Origin of the sequence: Cellulomonas telluris (assembly GCF_004886325.1) — a bacterium.
GTDB lineage: Bacteria > Actinomycetota > Actinomycetes > Actinomycetales > Cellulomonadaceae > Cellulomonas > Cellulomonas telluris.
The window spans coordinates 897060-911075 of the sequence record NZ_QXFN01000001.1 but is presented as its reverse complement, the minus strand read 5'-3'; the positions used below and the strand labels follow the sequence as shown (position 1 = coordinate 911075).

Annotated in this window: 12 protein-coding genes; 5 read left to right on the top strand and 7 right to left on the bottom strand. The window is 75.8% G+C overall.

The window, feature by feature from the left end:
* The first annotated feature begins 80 nt into the window (after positions 1-80).
* From FB586_RS04330 to FB586_RS04320, 3 genes are all read left to right on the top strand, one after another.
* Entirely contained in the window at positions 81-1055 is a 975-nt protein-coding gene (locus FB586_RS04330) for an AEC family transporter (protein ID WP_136518045.1), read from the top strand.
* A 105-nt stretch (positions 1056-1160) separates the two neighbouring features.
* Positions 1161-1946, top strand: coding sequence for an ATP-binding cassette domain-containing protein (locus tag FB586_RS04325; RefSeq protein WP_168800448.1), 786 nt, complete (start codon positions 1161-1163; stop codon positions 1944-1946).
* 183 nt (positions 1947-2129) lie between these two features.
* Entirely contained in the window at positions 2130-3746 is a 1617-nt protein-coding gene (locus tag FB586_RS04320; RefSeq protein WP_136518043.1) for a leucine-rich repeat domain-containing protein, read from the top strand.
* 249 nt (positions 3747-3995) lie between these two features.
* Here FB586_RS04320 and FB586_RS04315 read toward each other — a convergent pair whose 3' ends face one another.
* The 5 genes from FB586_RS04315 to FB586_RS04295 form a co-directional block, all read right to left on the bottom strand.
* A complete protein-coding gene (locus FB586_RS04315) occupies positions 3996-4931 on the bottom strand; it encodes a GGDEF domain-containing protein (protein ID WP_168800447.1) in 936 nt (311 codons plus the stop codon).
* A gap of 150 nt (positions 4932-5081) precedes the next feature.
* Positions 5082-6605 (bottom strand): rhamnulokinase, encoded by a 1524-nt coding sequence (locus tag FB586_RS04310; RefSeq protein ID WP_136518041.1) that lies wholly within the window; start codon positions 6603-6605, stop codon positions 5082-5084.
* 13 nt (positions 6606-6618) lie between these two features.
* On the bottom strand, positions 6619-8694 hold the full coding sequence (locus FB586_RS04305; protein WP_136518040.1) for a bifunctional aldolase/short-chain dehydrogenase: 2076 nt from the start codon (positions 8692-8694) through the stop codon (positions 6619-6621).
* 5 nt (positions 8695-8699) lie between these two features.
* On the bottom strand, positions 8700-9902 hold the full coding sequence (gene rhaI, locus FB586_RS04300) for an L-rhamnose isomerase (protein ID WP_136518039.1): 1203 nt from the start codon (positions 9900-9902) through the stop codon (positions 8700-8702).
* On the bottom strand, positions 9899-10294 hold the full coding sequence (locus FB586_RS04295; protein WP_136518038.1) for an L-rhamnose mutarotase: 396 nt from the start codon (positions 10292-10294) through the stop codon (positions 9899-9901). The genes rhaI and FB586_RS04295 overlap by 4 nt, the downstream gene beginning before the upstream one ends.
* 218 nt (positions 10295-10512) lie before the next feature.
* Here FB586_RS04295 and FB586_RS04290 point away from each other — a divergent pair, with 218 nt between their 5' ends.
* Positions 10513-11556, top strand: a complete 1044-nt coding sequence (locus FB586_RS04290; RefSeq protein WP_136518037.1) for a LacI family DNA-binding transcriptional regulator — start codon at positions 10513-10515, stop codon at positions 11554-11556.
* 410 nt (positions 11557-11966) lie between these two features.
* Positions 11967-13082 (top strand): Gfo/Idh/MocA family protein, encoded by a 1116-nt coding sequence (locus FB586_RS04285; protein WP_246036424.1) that lies wholly within the window; start codon positions 11967-11969, stop codon positions 13080-13082.
* A 48-nt stretch (positions 13083-13130) separates the two neighbouring features.
* Here the strand turns inward: FB586_RS04285 and FB586_RS04280 are convergent, their stop codons facing one another.
* Both FB586_RS04280 and FB586_RS04275 read right to left on the bottom strand, forming a co-directional pair.
* Positions 13131-13472: a transcriptional regulator gene (locus tag FB586_RS04280; RefSeq protein ID WP_246036422.1), complete on the bottom strand. Its 342-nt coding sequence runs from the start codon at positions 13470-13472 to the stop codon at positions 13131-13133.
* Entirely contained in the window at positions 13462-13917 is a 456-nt protein-coding gene (locus FB586_RS04275; protein ID WP_136518035.1) for a hypothetical protein, read from the bottom strand. Before FB586_RS04275 ends, FB586_RS04280 begins: the two co-directional genes overlap by 11 nt.
* Positions 13918-14016: the final 99 nt, after the last annotated feature.

Sequence of the window (14016 nt, the reverse complement as noted above, 5' to 3'; positions counted from 1 at the left end):
CGCGCGAGGCAAGCGCTTTCCCGCGCGGACCGCCCGTGCGAGGATCTGGACGTGGGACGACGGACGACGGGTGCGCGCTGATGGGCGCGGTGCTCACCGCCCTCGGCACCATGGGCGCCGTCGTCGCCCTCGGCTGGGTGCTCGGCCGGTACGGCGTCCTGGGCGAGCGCGCGGCCCCCGTCCTCGCGCGCGTCGTCTTCGCCGTCGCGACGCCGGCCCTGCTGCTCGGCACGCTCGCGCACACGGACCTGCGCCTCCTGCTGTCCCGCACGGCCCTCGTGACCTGGGGGTCGACCGTGCTGGTCGCGCTCGCCGCGGCGCTCGTGCTGCGGCTCGCGCTGCGCCGGGGTGCCGCCGACGTCACGGTGGGGACGCTCACCTCGTCCTACGTCAACGCCGGGAACATCGGGCTGCCGCTGTCGGTGTACCTGCTGGACGACCCGGTCGCGGTCGTCCCGACGCTGCTGTTCCAGCTGCTCGTGCTCGCGCCGGTGGCCTTCACCGTGCTCGACGGCGCGTCCGCGGCGCGTCGGGGCGACGCGGATCCGCAGGCGCCGCCCGACGTCGCCGTCGTCGTGCCGTGGGCGCTGCGCGTGCGGACCGTCGTGCGGCGCACGCTGAGCAACCCGATCATCGTCGGCACGCTGACCGGCGTCGCCCTCGCCGCCCTGCCGTGGGACCTGCCGGAGGCCGTGTTCGAGCCCTTCCGACTCGTCGGCGCCGCCGCCGCGCCGCTCGCGCTGCTCGCGTTCGGCATGCAGCTGTCCGTGCCGCGCTCGTCGGGTGCGGCCGCGCCGCGCCGCGACCTCGTGCTCGCGGTCGCCCTGCGCAGCGTGGTGCACCCCGTCCTCGCCTGGGGCCTGGGGACGGCGCTGGGCCTGCCGCCGCACGCGCTGCTCGCCGTGACCGCGATGGCGGCACTGCCGACCGCGCAGAACGTGCTCGTCTACGCGATGCAGTACCGGCACGGCGAGGCGCTCGCGCGCGACGCGGGCCTCGTCACGACGCTGCTGTGCGTGCCCGTGCTGCTCGTGGTGGCCGCGGCGCTGGGGTGATCGGGCGGGGACGGCACCCGGATGCCGGGATCCCCGCCGCCTCGTCGTACGTTGAGGGGCAGGGAGCGGCCCAGCGCGGCCGGACGCGACGACGAGAGCAGTGAGATGAGCAGCACCCGGGCAGTCCTGACCGCCATCGACGTCCGCGCGGGGTACGGCGGGCCCGCCGTGCTCGACGGCATCCACCTGACGCTGCGCACGGGGGACGCGGTCGGCCTGCTCGGACGCTCCGGCGTCGGCAAGTCCACGCTCGTCGAGATCCTCGGCGGGCACATGCGCCCCGGTGCCGGTCGCGTCACCCTCGACGGCGTCGACGTGTCCAAGCCGCCCCTGCGCCAGCGCAAGCTCGTCAAGGCGCGCCTGCGCACCGTGCACCAGAACGGCCTCGCCGGCATCGACCCGCAGCGCACGGTCGAGAGGACCATGGAGGACGCGTTCACCGAGGCCCGCAAGGCCGGCCGGTCGACCAACCACGACGTCGAGGCGGCGCTGGGCGTCGTCGGCCTGCCGATCCGGTTCGTGACGCGCACCGTCCGCTCGCTGTCCGGCGGCGAGCGCCAGCGCGTCGCGATCGCCCGCGCCCTGGCCGCCAAGCCCGACCTGCTGCTGCTCGACGAGCCGCTCACCGCCGTCGACCAGGCCATGCGCGAGGAGGTCGCGGCCGACATCCGCGCGCTCGTGCGCGAGGACGGCATCGGCCTGCTCGTCGCGTCGCACGACGTGCGCCTGCTCGACCGCCTCACCGACACCGTGCACGTCCTCGCCGACGGTCGCCTGGTCGAGTCCGCGCCGCTGCGGCAGCTGCTGCGCGACCCGCAGCACCCGGACACGCGCGCGCTCGTCGAGGCGCTGCCGGAGGCCGTCGCCGGCAGCCGGGCGCTCACCGACTGACGCCCGCGCTCACCGACCGACGCGCGCCCCACCCCACGCAGCGGGGCCGCGGGCGCCTGCGCGGGTCCCGCGCACGTCCGGGACGAGGCCTGCACCGGACCGCCACGCCGATCCTGCCCGGCCGCGCGCCGGCACCCGTAGCCTTCCGCCGGGTCGGCGGGCGCCGTCCGGGAGGAGGGCGACGTGCGGGCACCACGGTCGACGACGACGGGCGCGGTGCTGGCCGCACTGGCGGGTGCGGCGGCGGCCGTGCCGTGGATGAGGACCGGGGCCGGCACGGTCGCGGCGCTCCTCGTCCTGCTCGGGCTGGTGCCGCTGGCCGCGACCCGGGCGACCCGCCCGCGCCCGGGCGACCGGCCCGCCGGACGCACGCGCAGGGACGCGGTGCTCGGCGGCGTGCTCGCCGCCGGTCTCGCGCTGGCGGCCGCCGGGGTCCTGCTCGCGGCACCCCGGGGGTTCGGCGAGGTACGGCTGGCCCTGCTGTCGCTGCGGACGGCCGTGGTCGCCGTGTGGGCGTGGGCACCGCTGGTGGTGGCGGCCCTCGGGGTCGCGGCGGCGCTCGCGGCGACCGGTGCGCTGCGGCGGCGGCGCGGACCGGTGCTCGCGGCGGCGGTCGTGGTGTCCGCGGCCGCCGCGCTCACGGCGCTCCTGCTGCTCGCGCGCACCGCTGTCGACGTCGTCGTGCTCGTCCGGTACGACGTGCCGCCGGCGTCCGCGGTCCCGTGGGACCTCGTGCTGGGCGCGCTGGTCGCGGGGGTCGCGGCCGTCGTGGCGCTCGTCGTCGCGGTGCGTGTCCGCGTGCTCCTTCCCGACTGGCTGCCTGCCCGCGTGCTCGCGGCGGGGCCGGCGGCCCGACGGCGGTACGCGCGGCGGACGGCCGTCGCGTGGGCTGCGGGCGTCGGGGTGCTCGTCGTCGCCGTCGCCGGGACGGCGGCCTGGCGGGCGGCGCCGCGCGAGGCCCTCGCGGACGTGGTGCCCGACGCCGTCCTGCGGGGATGCGTGGCCGCCGCGCTCGGGGTCGCGCCCGACTCCTCCGTGTCCGAGCGGGCCCTTGCCGACGTGCGCACCCTCGAGTGCCCGGGGGCGTTCGTCCCCGAGGCGTCCCCGGGGGGCGGTAGCGGGTGCGACGTCGACCCCGACCGCTGCGTGCGCGACCTGACCGGCCTGGAGCGGCTCGTCGACCTCGCAGGGCTCGACCTCGCCGGGCAGGCGGTGACGGACCTCGCGCCCCTCGCCGGGCTCGAGAAGCTCGGCCGGCTGACGCTGACCGACAACCCGGTCGCGGACCTCGCCCCGCTCGGCGGCCTGCCCGTACTGGTCGACCTGGGCCTGTCCGGCACCGCGGTGCACGACGTCACGCCGCTCGCGTCCGTCCCGACGCTGCGGTTCCTCGGCCTGGCGGGCACGCCGGTCGCGGACGTCGGCCCGCTCGCCGGCAGCGGCGTCGTCGAGCTCGACCTGTCGGGCACCCGCGTGTCCGACGTCGCGCCGCTCGCGACGGCCACGGGTCTGACCCGTCTGGACCTCGCCCGCGCGCAGGTCGTCGACCCGTCGCCGCTCGCCGCCCTGCCCGCGCTGACCATGCTGGACCTGCGCGGCAACCGCGTCGCCGACGCGGCGGCGCTCGCCGACCTGCCCGCGGTCGACGAGCTGTGGCTCGGCGAGAACCCCGTCACCGACCTGCGCCCGCTGCTGCGCATGCCGTCCCTGCTGGGCGTGGACGTCGAGGGCCTCGACCCGGCGACCCCGGGCATCGACGAGCTCCGCGCCGCGGGCGTCCACGTCGGCGGCCTCGCCTGACCCACCGCACCCCCGCCCCACCCCCTCCCCCCGCGGGCGCCATCCCACCCACCCGCCGCACCCCACCGTCGCCGAGTTCGGCAGGTACGTGCCGAGTCCGCGTCCTCCAGGTGCCGAGCTCGGCACAGAACCAGCGAACTCGGCGACGGGTAGGGGTGGACGGGGGACGTGTGCGGCGGGACGTGCGCGGCGGGTCGCGTGGGCCGGGAGGGGTGGGGCGTCAGGGGCGGTCGCGGGAGGGGTGGGGCGTCACGGGCGGTCGCGGGTGGGGAGGGCGTCCGGGGTGCGGGGGGCCGAGCGCAGGCCGCGCTCGACCTCCAGGAGCAGCAGGTTCGGGTCCGCCCAGCCGGCGAGGGACGTCGACGTGGTGGCCCGCACGCGCACCGGACCACCGGCGCACGCGCCGGCGAGCCGGTCGCGCAGGGTCGTCGCCAGCTCCGCCGCGCGGTCGTCGTAGACGGCCGGCAGCAGCAGGAGCACGCCGAACGTGTCGCCGTCGAGGCGACCCACGGCGCCGCCCTCCGGCACCGCGCCGAGCAGGCGGGCCGCGACCGTCCGCAGGACGTCGTCGCCGGCGGCGAAGCCCGCGGACGCGTTGAGGTCCGCCAGGCCGTCGACGTCCAGCCCGACGAGCAGCAGGCGACGGCGCGTGCCGGCCACCGCGTCCTCCGCCCACCGCGTCATGGTCGCGAGGAGGTGCGCCCGCGACAGCACCCCGGTCAGCGGGTCACGGGCGGCGCGGTCGGCGAGGGCACCCGTGAGGGCCTGGACGAGGTCGGCGGTGGACGCCGCGGACCACGACGACCCGGGGACGAGCACGTCGTCGTGACGCACGGACGCCTCGCGGGCCATGGCGGCGCGCGCGGCGTCGACGACGCTCGTCGACGGGTCGAGCACGAGCGGCTCCCAGTCGGCGGCGTGCCCGACCTCCCGGCGCGTCATGACGGCGCGGCCGTACCCGAGCCGGCCCGTCATCACCTCGGTGTACCGGTGCCGCGTCAGCAGCCCGACCCGCCCGGACTCGCGGTCGTGCACGACGACGCAGGTGCGCTGCGGGGCGCGGAACAGGATCTCGACGTCGCTCATCACGTCGAGCGAGGACACGACCTGCACGGGTGCCGCGACCTCGCCGAGACGCGAGGGGGCGAGCGCGCGGGCCGGCAGGGAGGGGGTGGCGGTCGGCACGGACGCCATGATCCGCACGCCGCGTCGGCGTTTGGTCCGGGTCGTCCCTTCGTCGCCGCCCGTTGGCACAGATTTCACGGACGCGTCGGCGCCGCGACACCACGGACGACGGACGCCGTCACCCGTCGGCGCGCGCCCGCCCGTGCTGCGTCAGGCCGGGACGGACGTCCGCGCGCCGCTCCACAGCCGCCGCTCGGCGGCGTCCCAGCGCGCCGCGGCCGCCGGGTCGGGCTCGTACCGGACGAGGTCGAGCCCGCGCGCGCCGACGGCCCGCAGGTCGGTCAGCGACCCCGACAGCACACCCGCGGCCCGGGCCTGCACGAGCACGTTGCCGAGCGCGGCGCCCTCGACCGGTCCCGCGACGACGGGCAGCCCGGTCGCGTCCGCCGTCAGCCGGCACAGCAGCGTGTTCCGGACGCCGCCGCCGACCAGGTGCACCACCGACACGTCCCGCCCGGACAGCGCGACGGCCTGCCGCACCGCCCGCCGGTAGGCGAGAGCGAGCGAGTCGAGGACGCAGCGGACGGTCTCGGCCTGGGACTGCGGCGGCGTCTGCCCGGTGCGGGCGGCCGCGGCGGCGATGCGCCCGGGCATGTCGCCGGGCGGCAGGAACTCGGGGGCGTCGACGTCGACGACCGTGGTCAGGCCGGGCACCTGGGCGGCGGCCGCGAGCAGGTCGGGCAGCTCGGCGGGCAGCCCGGCCTCGTGCCACGTGCGCAGCGACTCGGAGAGCACCCACAGACCCATGACGTTCTTGAGGTACCGGACGGTCCCGTCGACGCCGGCCTCGTTCGTGAAGTTCGCGGCGCGCGAGGCCTCGGTGAGCACGGGCGCGGGCAGCTCGAGCCCGACGAGCGACCACGTCCCGCACGACACGTACGCGAAGTCCTCGCCGGTGGCGGGCACCGCGACGACCGCCGACGCGGTGTCGTGCGACCCGACGGTCCACACCGGCAGCGGGGTGCGGTGGCCGATCTGCTCGGCCAGGTCGGGGCGGACGTGCCCGAGCAGCTCGCCCGCGTCGCGCAGCGGCGGCAGCAGACCGGCGTCCACGCCGAGGCGGGCGGCGACGTCGGTCGCCCACGTGCGGGTCGTCGCGTCGAGCAGGCCGGTCGTGGACGCGTTCGTGACCTCGGCGACCTGCTCGCCCGTCAGCCACGCGCCGAGCAGGTCGGGGACGAGCAGGAGCCGCCGGGCGGCGTCGAGCTGCGCCGTCCCCTGCGCCGCGACGAGCTGGAACACCGTGTTGAACGGCTGCACCTGCAGGCCCGTGCGGGCGTACAGCTCGTCCGCCGGGACGGTCCGGAACACGCGCTCCGGGACGCCGACGGTGCGGGCGTCCCGGTAGTGCACGGGGTTGCCGAGCAGCACGTCGTCCGCGTCGAGCAGGCCGTGGTCGACGGCCCACGAGTCGATGCCGACGCCCGCCAGCGGCCCCGCCTCCCGCGTCGCGGCGCGCAGGCCGTCGAGGATCCCGCGCCACAGCGCGAGGACGTCCCAGTGCAGGGTCGTCCCCCGCGCTCCCGGCACGGGCACCGGCCCGTTGGGGAACCGGTTGACCTCGTGCAGGTCGACGCGGGGGCCGTCGCCCCCCTCGTGCACGCGTCCGACGATGACGCGCCCGCTGGACGCGCCCAGGTCGACGGCCGCGAACGCCGCCCCTGCGGTGCTCATCCGTTTGCCCCCGTCAGCGCAGGAACGCGGCGGCGACGCCGGAGTCGACCGGCACGTGCAGGCCCGTGGTCTGCACGAGGTCCGGCCCGGTGAGCGCGAAGACGGCCGCCGCGACGTGCTCCGGCAGGACCTCCTTCTTCAGCAGCGTGCGCTGCGCGTAGTACTCGCCGAGCTTCTCCTCCGGCACGCCGTACACCGCCGCGCGCTTGGCGCCCCAGCCGCCGGCGAAGATGCCGGACCCGCGCACGACGCCGTCGGGGTTGACCCCGTTGACGCGGATGCCGTGCTCGCCGAGCTCGGCCGCGAGCAGGCGCACCTGGTGCGCCTGGTCCGCCTTGGTGGCCGAGTACGCGATGTTGTTCGGGCCGGCGAACAGGGAGTTCTTCGACGCGATGTAGACGATGTCGCCCCCCATGCCCTGCGCGACCATCGCCCGGGCCGCCTCGCGGGCGACGAGGAACGAGCCGCGCGCCATGACGTCGTGCTGCAGGTCCCAGTCGCGGACGGTGGTCTCGAGCAGCGGCTTGGAGATGGACAGGCCGGCGTTGTTGACGACGAGGTCGACGCCCCCGAACGCGAGGGACGCCGCGCGGACCAGGCCCGCCACCGCCTCCTCGTCGGTGACGTCGGCGTGCACCGCGACGGCCACGTCCGGCCCGCCGAGGGAGTCCGCGACCTCCTGCGCCCCCTCCAGGTTCACGTCCGCGATCACGACGCAGGCGCCCTCGGCGGCGAGCCGCTCGGCGATCGCGCGCCCGATGCCCGAGCCCGCGCCCGTCACGAGCGCGACCCGCGTGGCCAGCGGCTTCGGCTTCGGCATCCGCTGGAGCTTGGCCTCCTCGAGGGCCCAGTACTCGATGCGGAACTTCTCGGCCTCGTCGATCGGCGCGTACGTGCTGATGGCCTCCGCGCCGCGCATGACGTTGATCGCGTTGACGTAGAACTCGCCCGCGACGCGCGCGGTCTGCTTGTCCTTGCCGAACGAGAACATGCCCACGCCGGGCACCAGCACGATCGCCGGGTCCGCGCCGCGGATCGCGGGGCTGTCCGGGGTCGCGTGGCGCTCGTAGTAGGCGGCGTAGTCCTCGCGGTACTGCGCGTGCAGCTCCCGCAGGCGCGCGACGACGTCCTCCAGCGGGGCGTCGGCCGGCAGGTCGACGACCAGCGGCGAGACCTTCGTGCGCAGGAAGTGGTCCGGGCAGGACGTGCCGAGCGCGGCCAGGTGCGCGAGCTTCTCGCGCGCGACGAAGTCGAGGACGACGTCGGTGTCGGTGTAGTGGCCGACCTGCGGCCTGTCGGTCGACGCGAGGCCGCGGACCACGGGCGCGAGGGCGGCGGCACGCTCGCGGCGCTCGGCCTCGGGCAGGGCCTCGAAGCCGGGGCGCACCGCGCCGAAGGGGTGCGTGCCCTCGGCGGCCAGCGCCGCCGTGCGCTCCTCGATGAACCGCTCCGCGGTGCGGATGATCTCCAGCGAGCGCTGCTCCGCCTCGTCGGACGTGTCGCCCCACGCGGTGATGCCGTGCCCGCCGAGCACGCAGCCGATCGCCTGCGGGTTCTTCTCCCGGATCTCGGCGATGTCGAGGCCGAGCTGGAAGCCGGGCCGGCGCCACGGCACCCACACGACGCGGTCGCCGAACACCTCGGACGTCAGCGCCTCGCCGTCGGCCGCCGTGGCGAGCGCGATGCCCGCGTCCGGGTGCAGGTGGTCCACGTGCGCGGCGTCCACGAGGCCGTGCATGGCCGTGTCGATCGACGGCGCCGCACCGCCCTTGCCGTGCAGGCAGTAGTCGAACGCCGCGACCATCTCGTCCTCGCGGTCCACGCCCGGGTAGACGTCCACGAGCGCGCGCAGCCGGTCCAGGCGCAGCACGGCGAGGTTCTTCTCCGTGAGCGTGCCGAGGTCGCCGCCGGAGCCCTTGACCCAGAGCAGCTCGACGTCCTGACCCGTCACCGGGTCGGTGGCGGTGCCCTGGGCGGACGTGTTGCCGCCGGCGTAGTTCGTGACGCGCGGGTCGGAGCCCAGGCGGTTGGAGCGCGCGATGAGCTGCGCGGCGGGCGACGTGGCGTCGGCGTTCGTCGGCGTCGTCATGGCGGTCAGGCTCCCCATCCGGCCTGCGCGCCACCGACGCGCTCGGCCACGATCGTCTCGGCGTAGCCGCTGCGCGCGTAGGCGCCCAGCGGGTCGGGGTCGAGCCCCTGGGACTCGCGCAGCCGCGCGAGCAGCGGGCGCACGTCGGTGTTGTACGCGTCCATGAGCACGCCGTTCGCCCCGAGGACGTCACCGGCCTGCTGCGCGGCCGTGAGCGCGTCCGCGTCGACGAGCAGCGCCTTGGCCGTCGCCTCCTGCACGTTCATCACCGAGCGGATCTGCCCCGGGATCTTCGGCTCGATGTTGTGGCACTGGTCGAGCATGAAGTTGACGCCCGAGTCGGGCGCGAGCGCCCCGCCCTGGACGATCTCGTGCAGGATCCGGAACAGCTGGAACGGGTCCGCGGCGCCGACCATGAGGTCGTCGTCGGCGTAGAAGCGGCTGTTGAAGTCGAACGCGCCGAGCCGGCCGACGCGCAGCAGCTGCGCGACGATGAACTCGATGTTCGTGTTCGGCGCGTGGTGGCCCGTGTCGAGGACGACCATGGCGCGGTCGCCGAGGGCCAGGCAGTGCAGCAGCGACGTGCCCCAGTCCGGCACGTCCATCGTGTAGAAGTACGGCTCGAAGAACTTGTACTCGAGGATCAGCCGGTGCGCCGGGTCCGCCGCCGTGAGCGCCGCATAGATCTCCTGCAGCGACTCGGCGAGGCGGTCCTGGCGGCCGCGGATGGAGTCCTGGCCCGGGTAGTTCAGGCCGTCGGGCAGCCAGATCTTCAGGTCGTGCGAGCCGGTCGCCGCCATGACGTCGATGCACTCGAGGTGGTGCGCGACGGCCTTCTTGCGCACGCGGGCGTCGGGGTGCGTGAGCGACCCGAGCATGTAGTCGTCGTCCTGGAACAGGTTCGAGTTGATGCCGCCGATCGCGACGCCGTGGTCCGCGGCGTGCTTCGCGAGGGCGTCGAAGTCGTCGACCTTGTCCCACGGGATGTGCAGCGAGACCCGCGGCGCCGCGCCCGTGTAGCGGTGCACCTGCGCGGCGTCGGCGATCTTCTCGAACGGGTCGCGGGGCACGCCGGCCTGCGCGAACACCTTGAACCGCGTCCCGGAGTTGCCGAACGCCCAGGACGGCAGCTCGATGGTCTGCTGGGCGAGGGCGGCGAGCGCCCGCTCCTCGCGCGTGCCGGCGCCGCCGGCTGCTGTCGTGCTCATCGGTGCTGCTCCTGGGTGCTCTCGGTGGGTGCCGGTGCGGCCGTGGGCCGCGTGGGGAGCCCGGCGGCGGCGAGCTGGCCTTCGAGGTGGAAGACCTCGTCCAGCAGGACGAAGCCCTCGTCGGGGTTGCCGTCGTCGACGAAGAGGTCGGCCATCTGCGCCTGCCAGCGGGCGTTGACCTCGGTGGCGGCCATCGCGGCCTGGGCGGCGGCGTAGTCGTCGGTCTCGAGGACGCCGACGAGCAGGCCGTCGGGCGACAGGAAGAGGCGGTAGTCCCGCCACCCGGTGTCCCGCAGCGCCTCGAGCATCTCCGGCCACACGGCGGCGTGGCGGCGGCGGTACTCGTCGAGGTGGTCCGGGTGGACGTGCGAGACGAAGCACACGCGGGTCATCGTCGACCTCCGGGTTTCGTCCTTGAAACGATTCATGACCACTGTAGGGACGCCGACGATCGGGTGTCAACAACCCCCGGCACGTCCGTGGATCGCGCTTTCCGACATCATGGCACCAGAGCGGCGCGCCGGTGGCGGCCACGGCCGGACGTCCTGCAGGGCGGACCCGGGGTCGTGGCTACGATCGCCTCGGCAGCGCGACCAGGGAAGGGGCGTCGATGGCCACCAGGGGCAACGGCCGCCCGCGTCGGCCGTCCATCACCGACGTCGCGCGCCGGGCCGGCGTCTCCGTCGGCACCGTCTCGAACGTGCTCAACCGGCCCGAGCAGGTGACGCCGGCGACCCGCGAGCGCGTGCAGGCGGCGATCGAGGAGCTGAACTTCGTCCGCAACGCCTCGGCGCGGCAGCTGCGCGCGGGCACGATCCGGACCGTCGGGGCGATCGTCCTCGACATCGCGAACCCGTTCTTCACCGAGGTCGCGCGCGGCATCGAGGACCGCCTCGCCCCGGACGAGTACACCCTGATGCTGTCGTCGTCCGACGAGGACCCCGAGCGCGAGGCCCGCTACCTGCGCCTCTACGAGGAGCACGGCGTGCAGGGCGTGCTCGTGACGCCGTCGCAGGGGTCGCTCGAGGCGATCCTCGCGCTGCGCGAGCGCGGCATCGGCGTCGTCCTGCTCGACGCGACGAGCGACGTCGAGGACGTGTCGAGCGTCGGCGTCGACGACGTGCGCGGCGCCGCGCTGGCGGTCGAGCACCTGCTCGAGCTCGGGCACGAGCGCATCGCGTTCATCAACGGCCCGGACTCGATCCGCCAGTGCGTCGACCGGCGGGCCGGCGTCGTGTCCGCGCTGCTGGCGGCCGGCCGCGACCCGGCGGACGTGCTCACCGAGGTCACCGTCGGGTCCCTCAACGCCGACGCCGGCGAGAAGGCGATGAACGAGCTGCTGGGCGTCGACGCCGCGCGCCGACCCACCGCCACGTTCTGCGTCAACGACTTCACCGCGCTCGGGGCGCTGCGCGCGCTGCGCTGGGCCGACGTGCGCGTGCCGGACGAGATGGCCCTGGTCGGCTACGACGACGTCGTCATCGCCCCCATGCTCACGGTCCCGCTGACGTCGGTGCACCAGCCGACGCACACCCTCGGCTGGACGGCCGCCGACCTGCTGCTGCGCGAGGCGTCCGCCGAGGGCGCGGTCGAGCACCAGCGCGTGCTGTTCCAGCCGGAGCTCGTGGTGCGCACGAGCACCGCGGGCGGCTGACGACCTCTTCCCTGGGGTCGATCGCGCCCACCCCCGCCGACCGGCCCCTGCCGGCCGACCGGCCGTCCCCCGGGCCGCCCTCTGCCCCCTGCCGACCCCGCCCCCTCGCCGACCCCCGCCTTCCCTGCGGCCCCCTGCTCCCCTGCCGGCCCTGTGCCCCCACCCGCCCGAACCCACGCCCGAACCGCCGGATCGTGGACGCAGCACCCGGCGAGGCGCAGGTTCGTACGCTCCGGGGCTCGCACGGGCGGCGCGACGCGCGGCTCGCCCCGCTGCCGTCTCACGGAGCGACACCGTCACGGTCTCGTCGACGTCCCCGGCCCGCACCGGCTGAGCCGGTGACCGCCCTTGACGCGCGGCAAGCGCTTACCGGTACGGTGGCGGCACCACCGGCGCGAGGGAGCGTGGACGTGAGCACGACCGACCAGCCAGGCACCGACCGGGCGCCGCTGCGCGCCGCGATCGTCGGGACGGGCGCCGTCGCGCACCTGCACGCGCAGGCGATCGCCGACGACCCCCGCATCGACCTCGTGGCCGTGTCGAACCGCGGCGAGGCCCGGCGCACCGAGTTCGCCGACCGCTACGACGTCCCCGGCCGGTACGCCACGCACACCGACCTGCTCGCCGCCGAGCGCGTCGACCTCGTCGTCCTCTGCACACCGCCCGACCTGCACCGGCAGCAGACGCTCGACGCGTACGCCGCCGGCGCGCACGTGCTGTGCGAGAAGCCGCCGGCCCTCTCGCTCGCCGAGCTCGACGACATGCAGGCCGCCGCCGACGCCGCCGGCCGGGCGTTCGCGATCGTCTTCCAGCAGCGCACGGGCACCGCCGCCGCGCACGTGAAGCGCCTGCTCGACTCCGGCGCCCTCGGCCGCCCCCTGCTCGCGCAGTGCCAGACGCTGTGGCACCGGGGCGACGACTACTACGGCGTCGACTGGCGCGGCACGTGGGACGGCGAGGGCGGCGGCACGACCCTCGGGCACGGGATCCACCAGATGGACCTGCTCGCACACCTGCTCGGCGACTGGGCCGAGGTGGACGCGCGCCTGTGGCGGGTGGCCCGCGACATCGAGATGGAGGACGTGTCGACCGCGGTCGTGCGGTTCGCGAACGGCGTGGTCGCGCAGGCCGTCTCGAGCGTGCTGAGCCCGCGCCAGACGTCGGTCGTGCGGGTCGACTGCGAGCGCGCGACGGTCGAGGTCGAGCACCTGTACGGGCACGCGGCGCCGAACTGGCGCGTCACGCCGGCGCCGGGCGTCCCCGAGGACGAGGTCGCGTCGTGGGCCTTCCCCGCCGACGACGAGCCGAGCGGGCACACGCCCCTGGTCCGGGCGGTCGTCGACGCGCTGTGGGACGGCACCCCGATGCCCGACCTCGTCACGCACGCGCGCCGGCCCCTGGAGCTCGTCACGGCGATCTACGCGTCCGCGACGTACGGCACGCCGATCACGCACGCCGACCTCGACGGCGACGAGCGGTTCCGCACGTCGCTCGTCGCGGACGTCACCGACGTGCGGCCCGCATGACGTCGGACGCCGCGCCGGCCTGAGCCATCCGTGCGCCGCGCCGGCCGGTCAGCCCCCCAGACCCGCCGCGATCGCCCGCAGCTCCGCGACGTGGGCGGAGAACGCGCGGCGGCCCTCGGCGGTGAGCCGGAGGAACGTCAGGCGGCGGGCGTCCGTGCGGCTCGTCGACGCCGCCTTGCGCACCTCGACGAACCCGGCGTCGGCGAGCACCTTGAGGTGCTTGGACAGGGTCGCGTCGGACACGCCGAGGGCGTCGCGCACGACCGAGAACTCGACCTGGTCGGCGGCGGCGAGCAGCCCGCAGACGCGCAGGCGGACGGGGGCGTGGATGACCTCGTCGAAGCGCGGCGCCACCTCGTCGGGGGCGACGCCCGGTGCGTCAGCGGACACGGTCGAGGGCCCGGCGCGCGAGGGTGTCGGAGCGCCGCAGGACCGCGTACGCGACGGCGCCGGCGGCGAGCACCGGCAGCGCGACCCAGGCGTGCAGGCCGCCGGCGACGAGCCCGAAGGACACGCTGAGCAGCAGCAGGACGGCCGCGAGCAGCGCGACGAGGAGGCCGGCACCGGCGATGCCGGCCCCGCGGGGACGCACGAGCCGGCGCTGCTGGAGGAGCACGGCGAGCACGATGAGCGCGCCGCCGATCATGGTGACGGCGGGCGTGCGGTCCTCGCCGAGCAGCGGCACGGCGACGTACGCGGCGATCAGCGCGGTGACCGCCGCGAGGTACCAGGTGGGCGTGGCGGAGTGCTGCGCGAGCGCGGCGCGGTCGCCCTCGAGGTCGGCGAGGAGCTCGTTCGCCCGCTGGGGGTCCGGGGTGACGGAGTGAGTTTCCATGCCGGAAACACTACTCCGGCTTTCCAGGATGGCAAGTGACTGACGGCCGCCGGCAGCGGTGAGCCTGTCGATCCGGTCGTCCCGCGCGACCGGATCGAC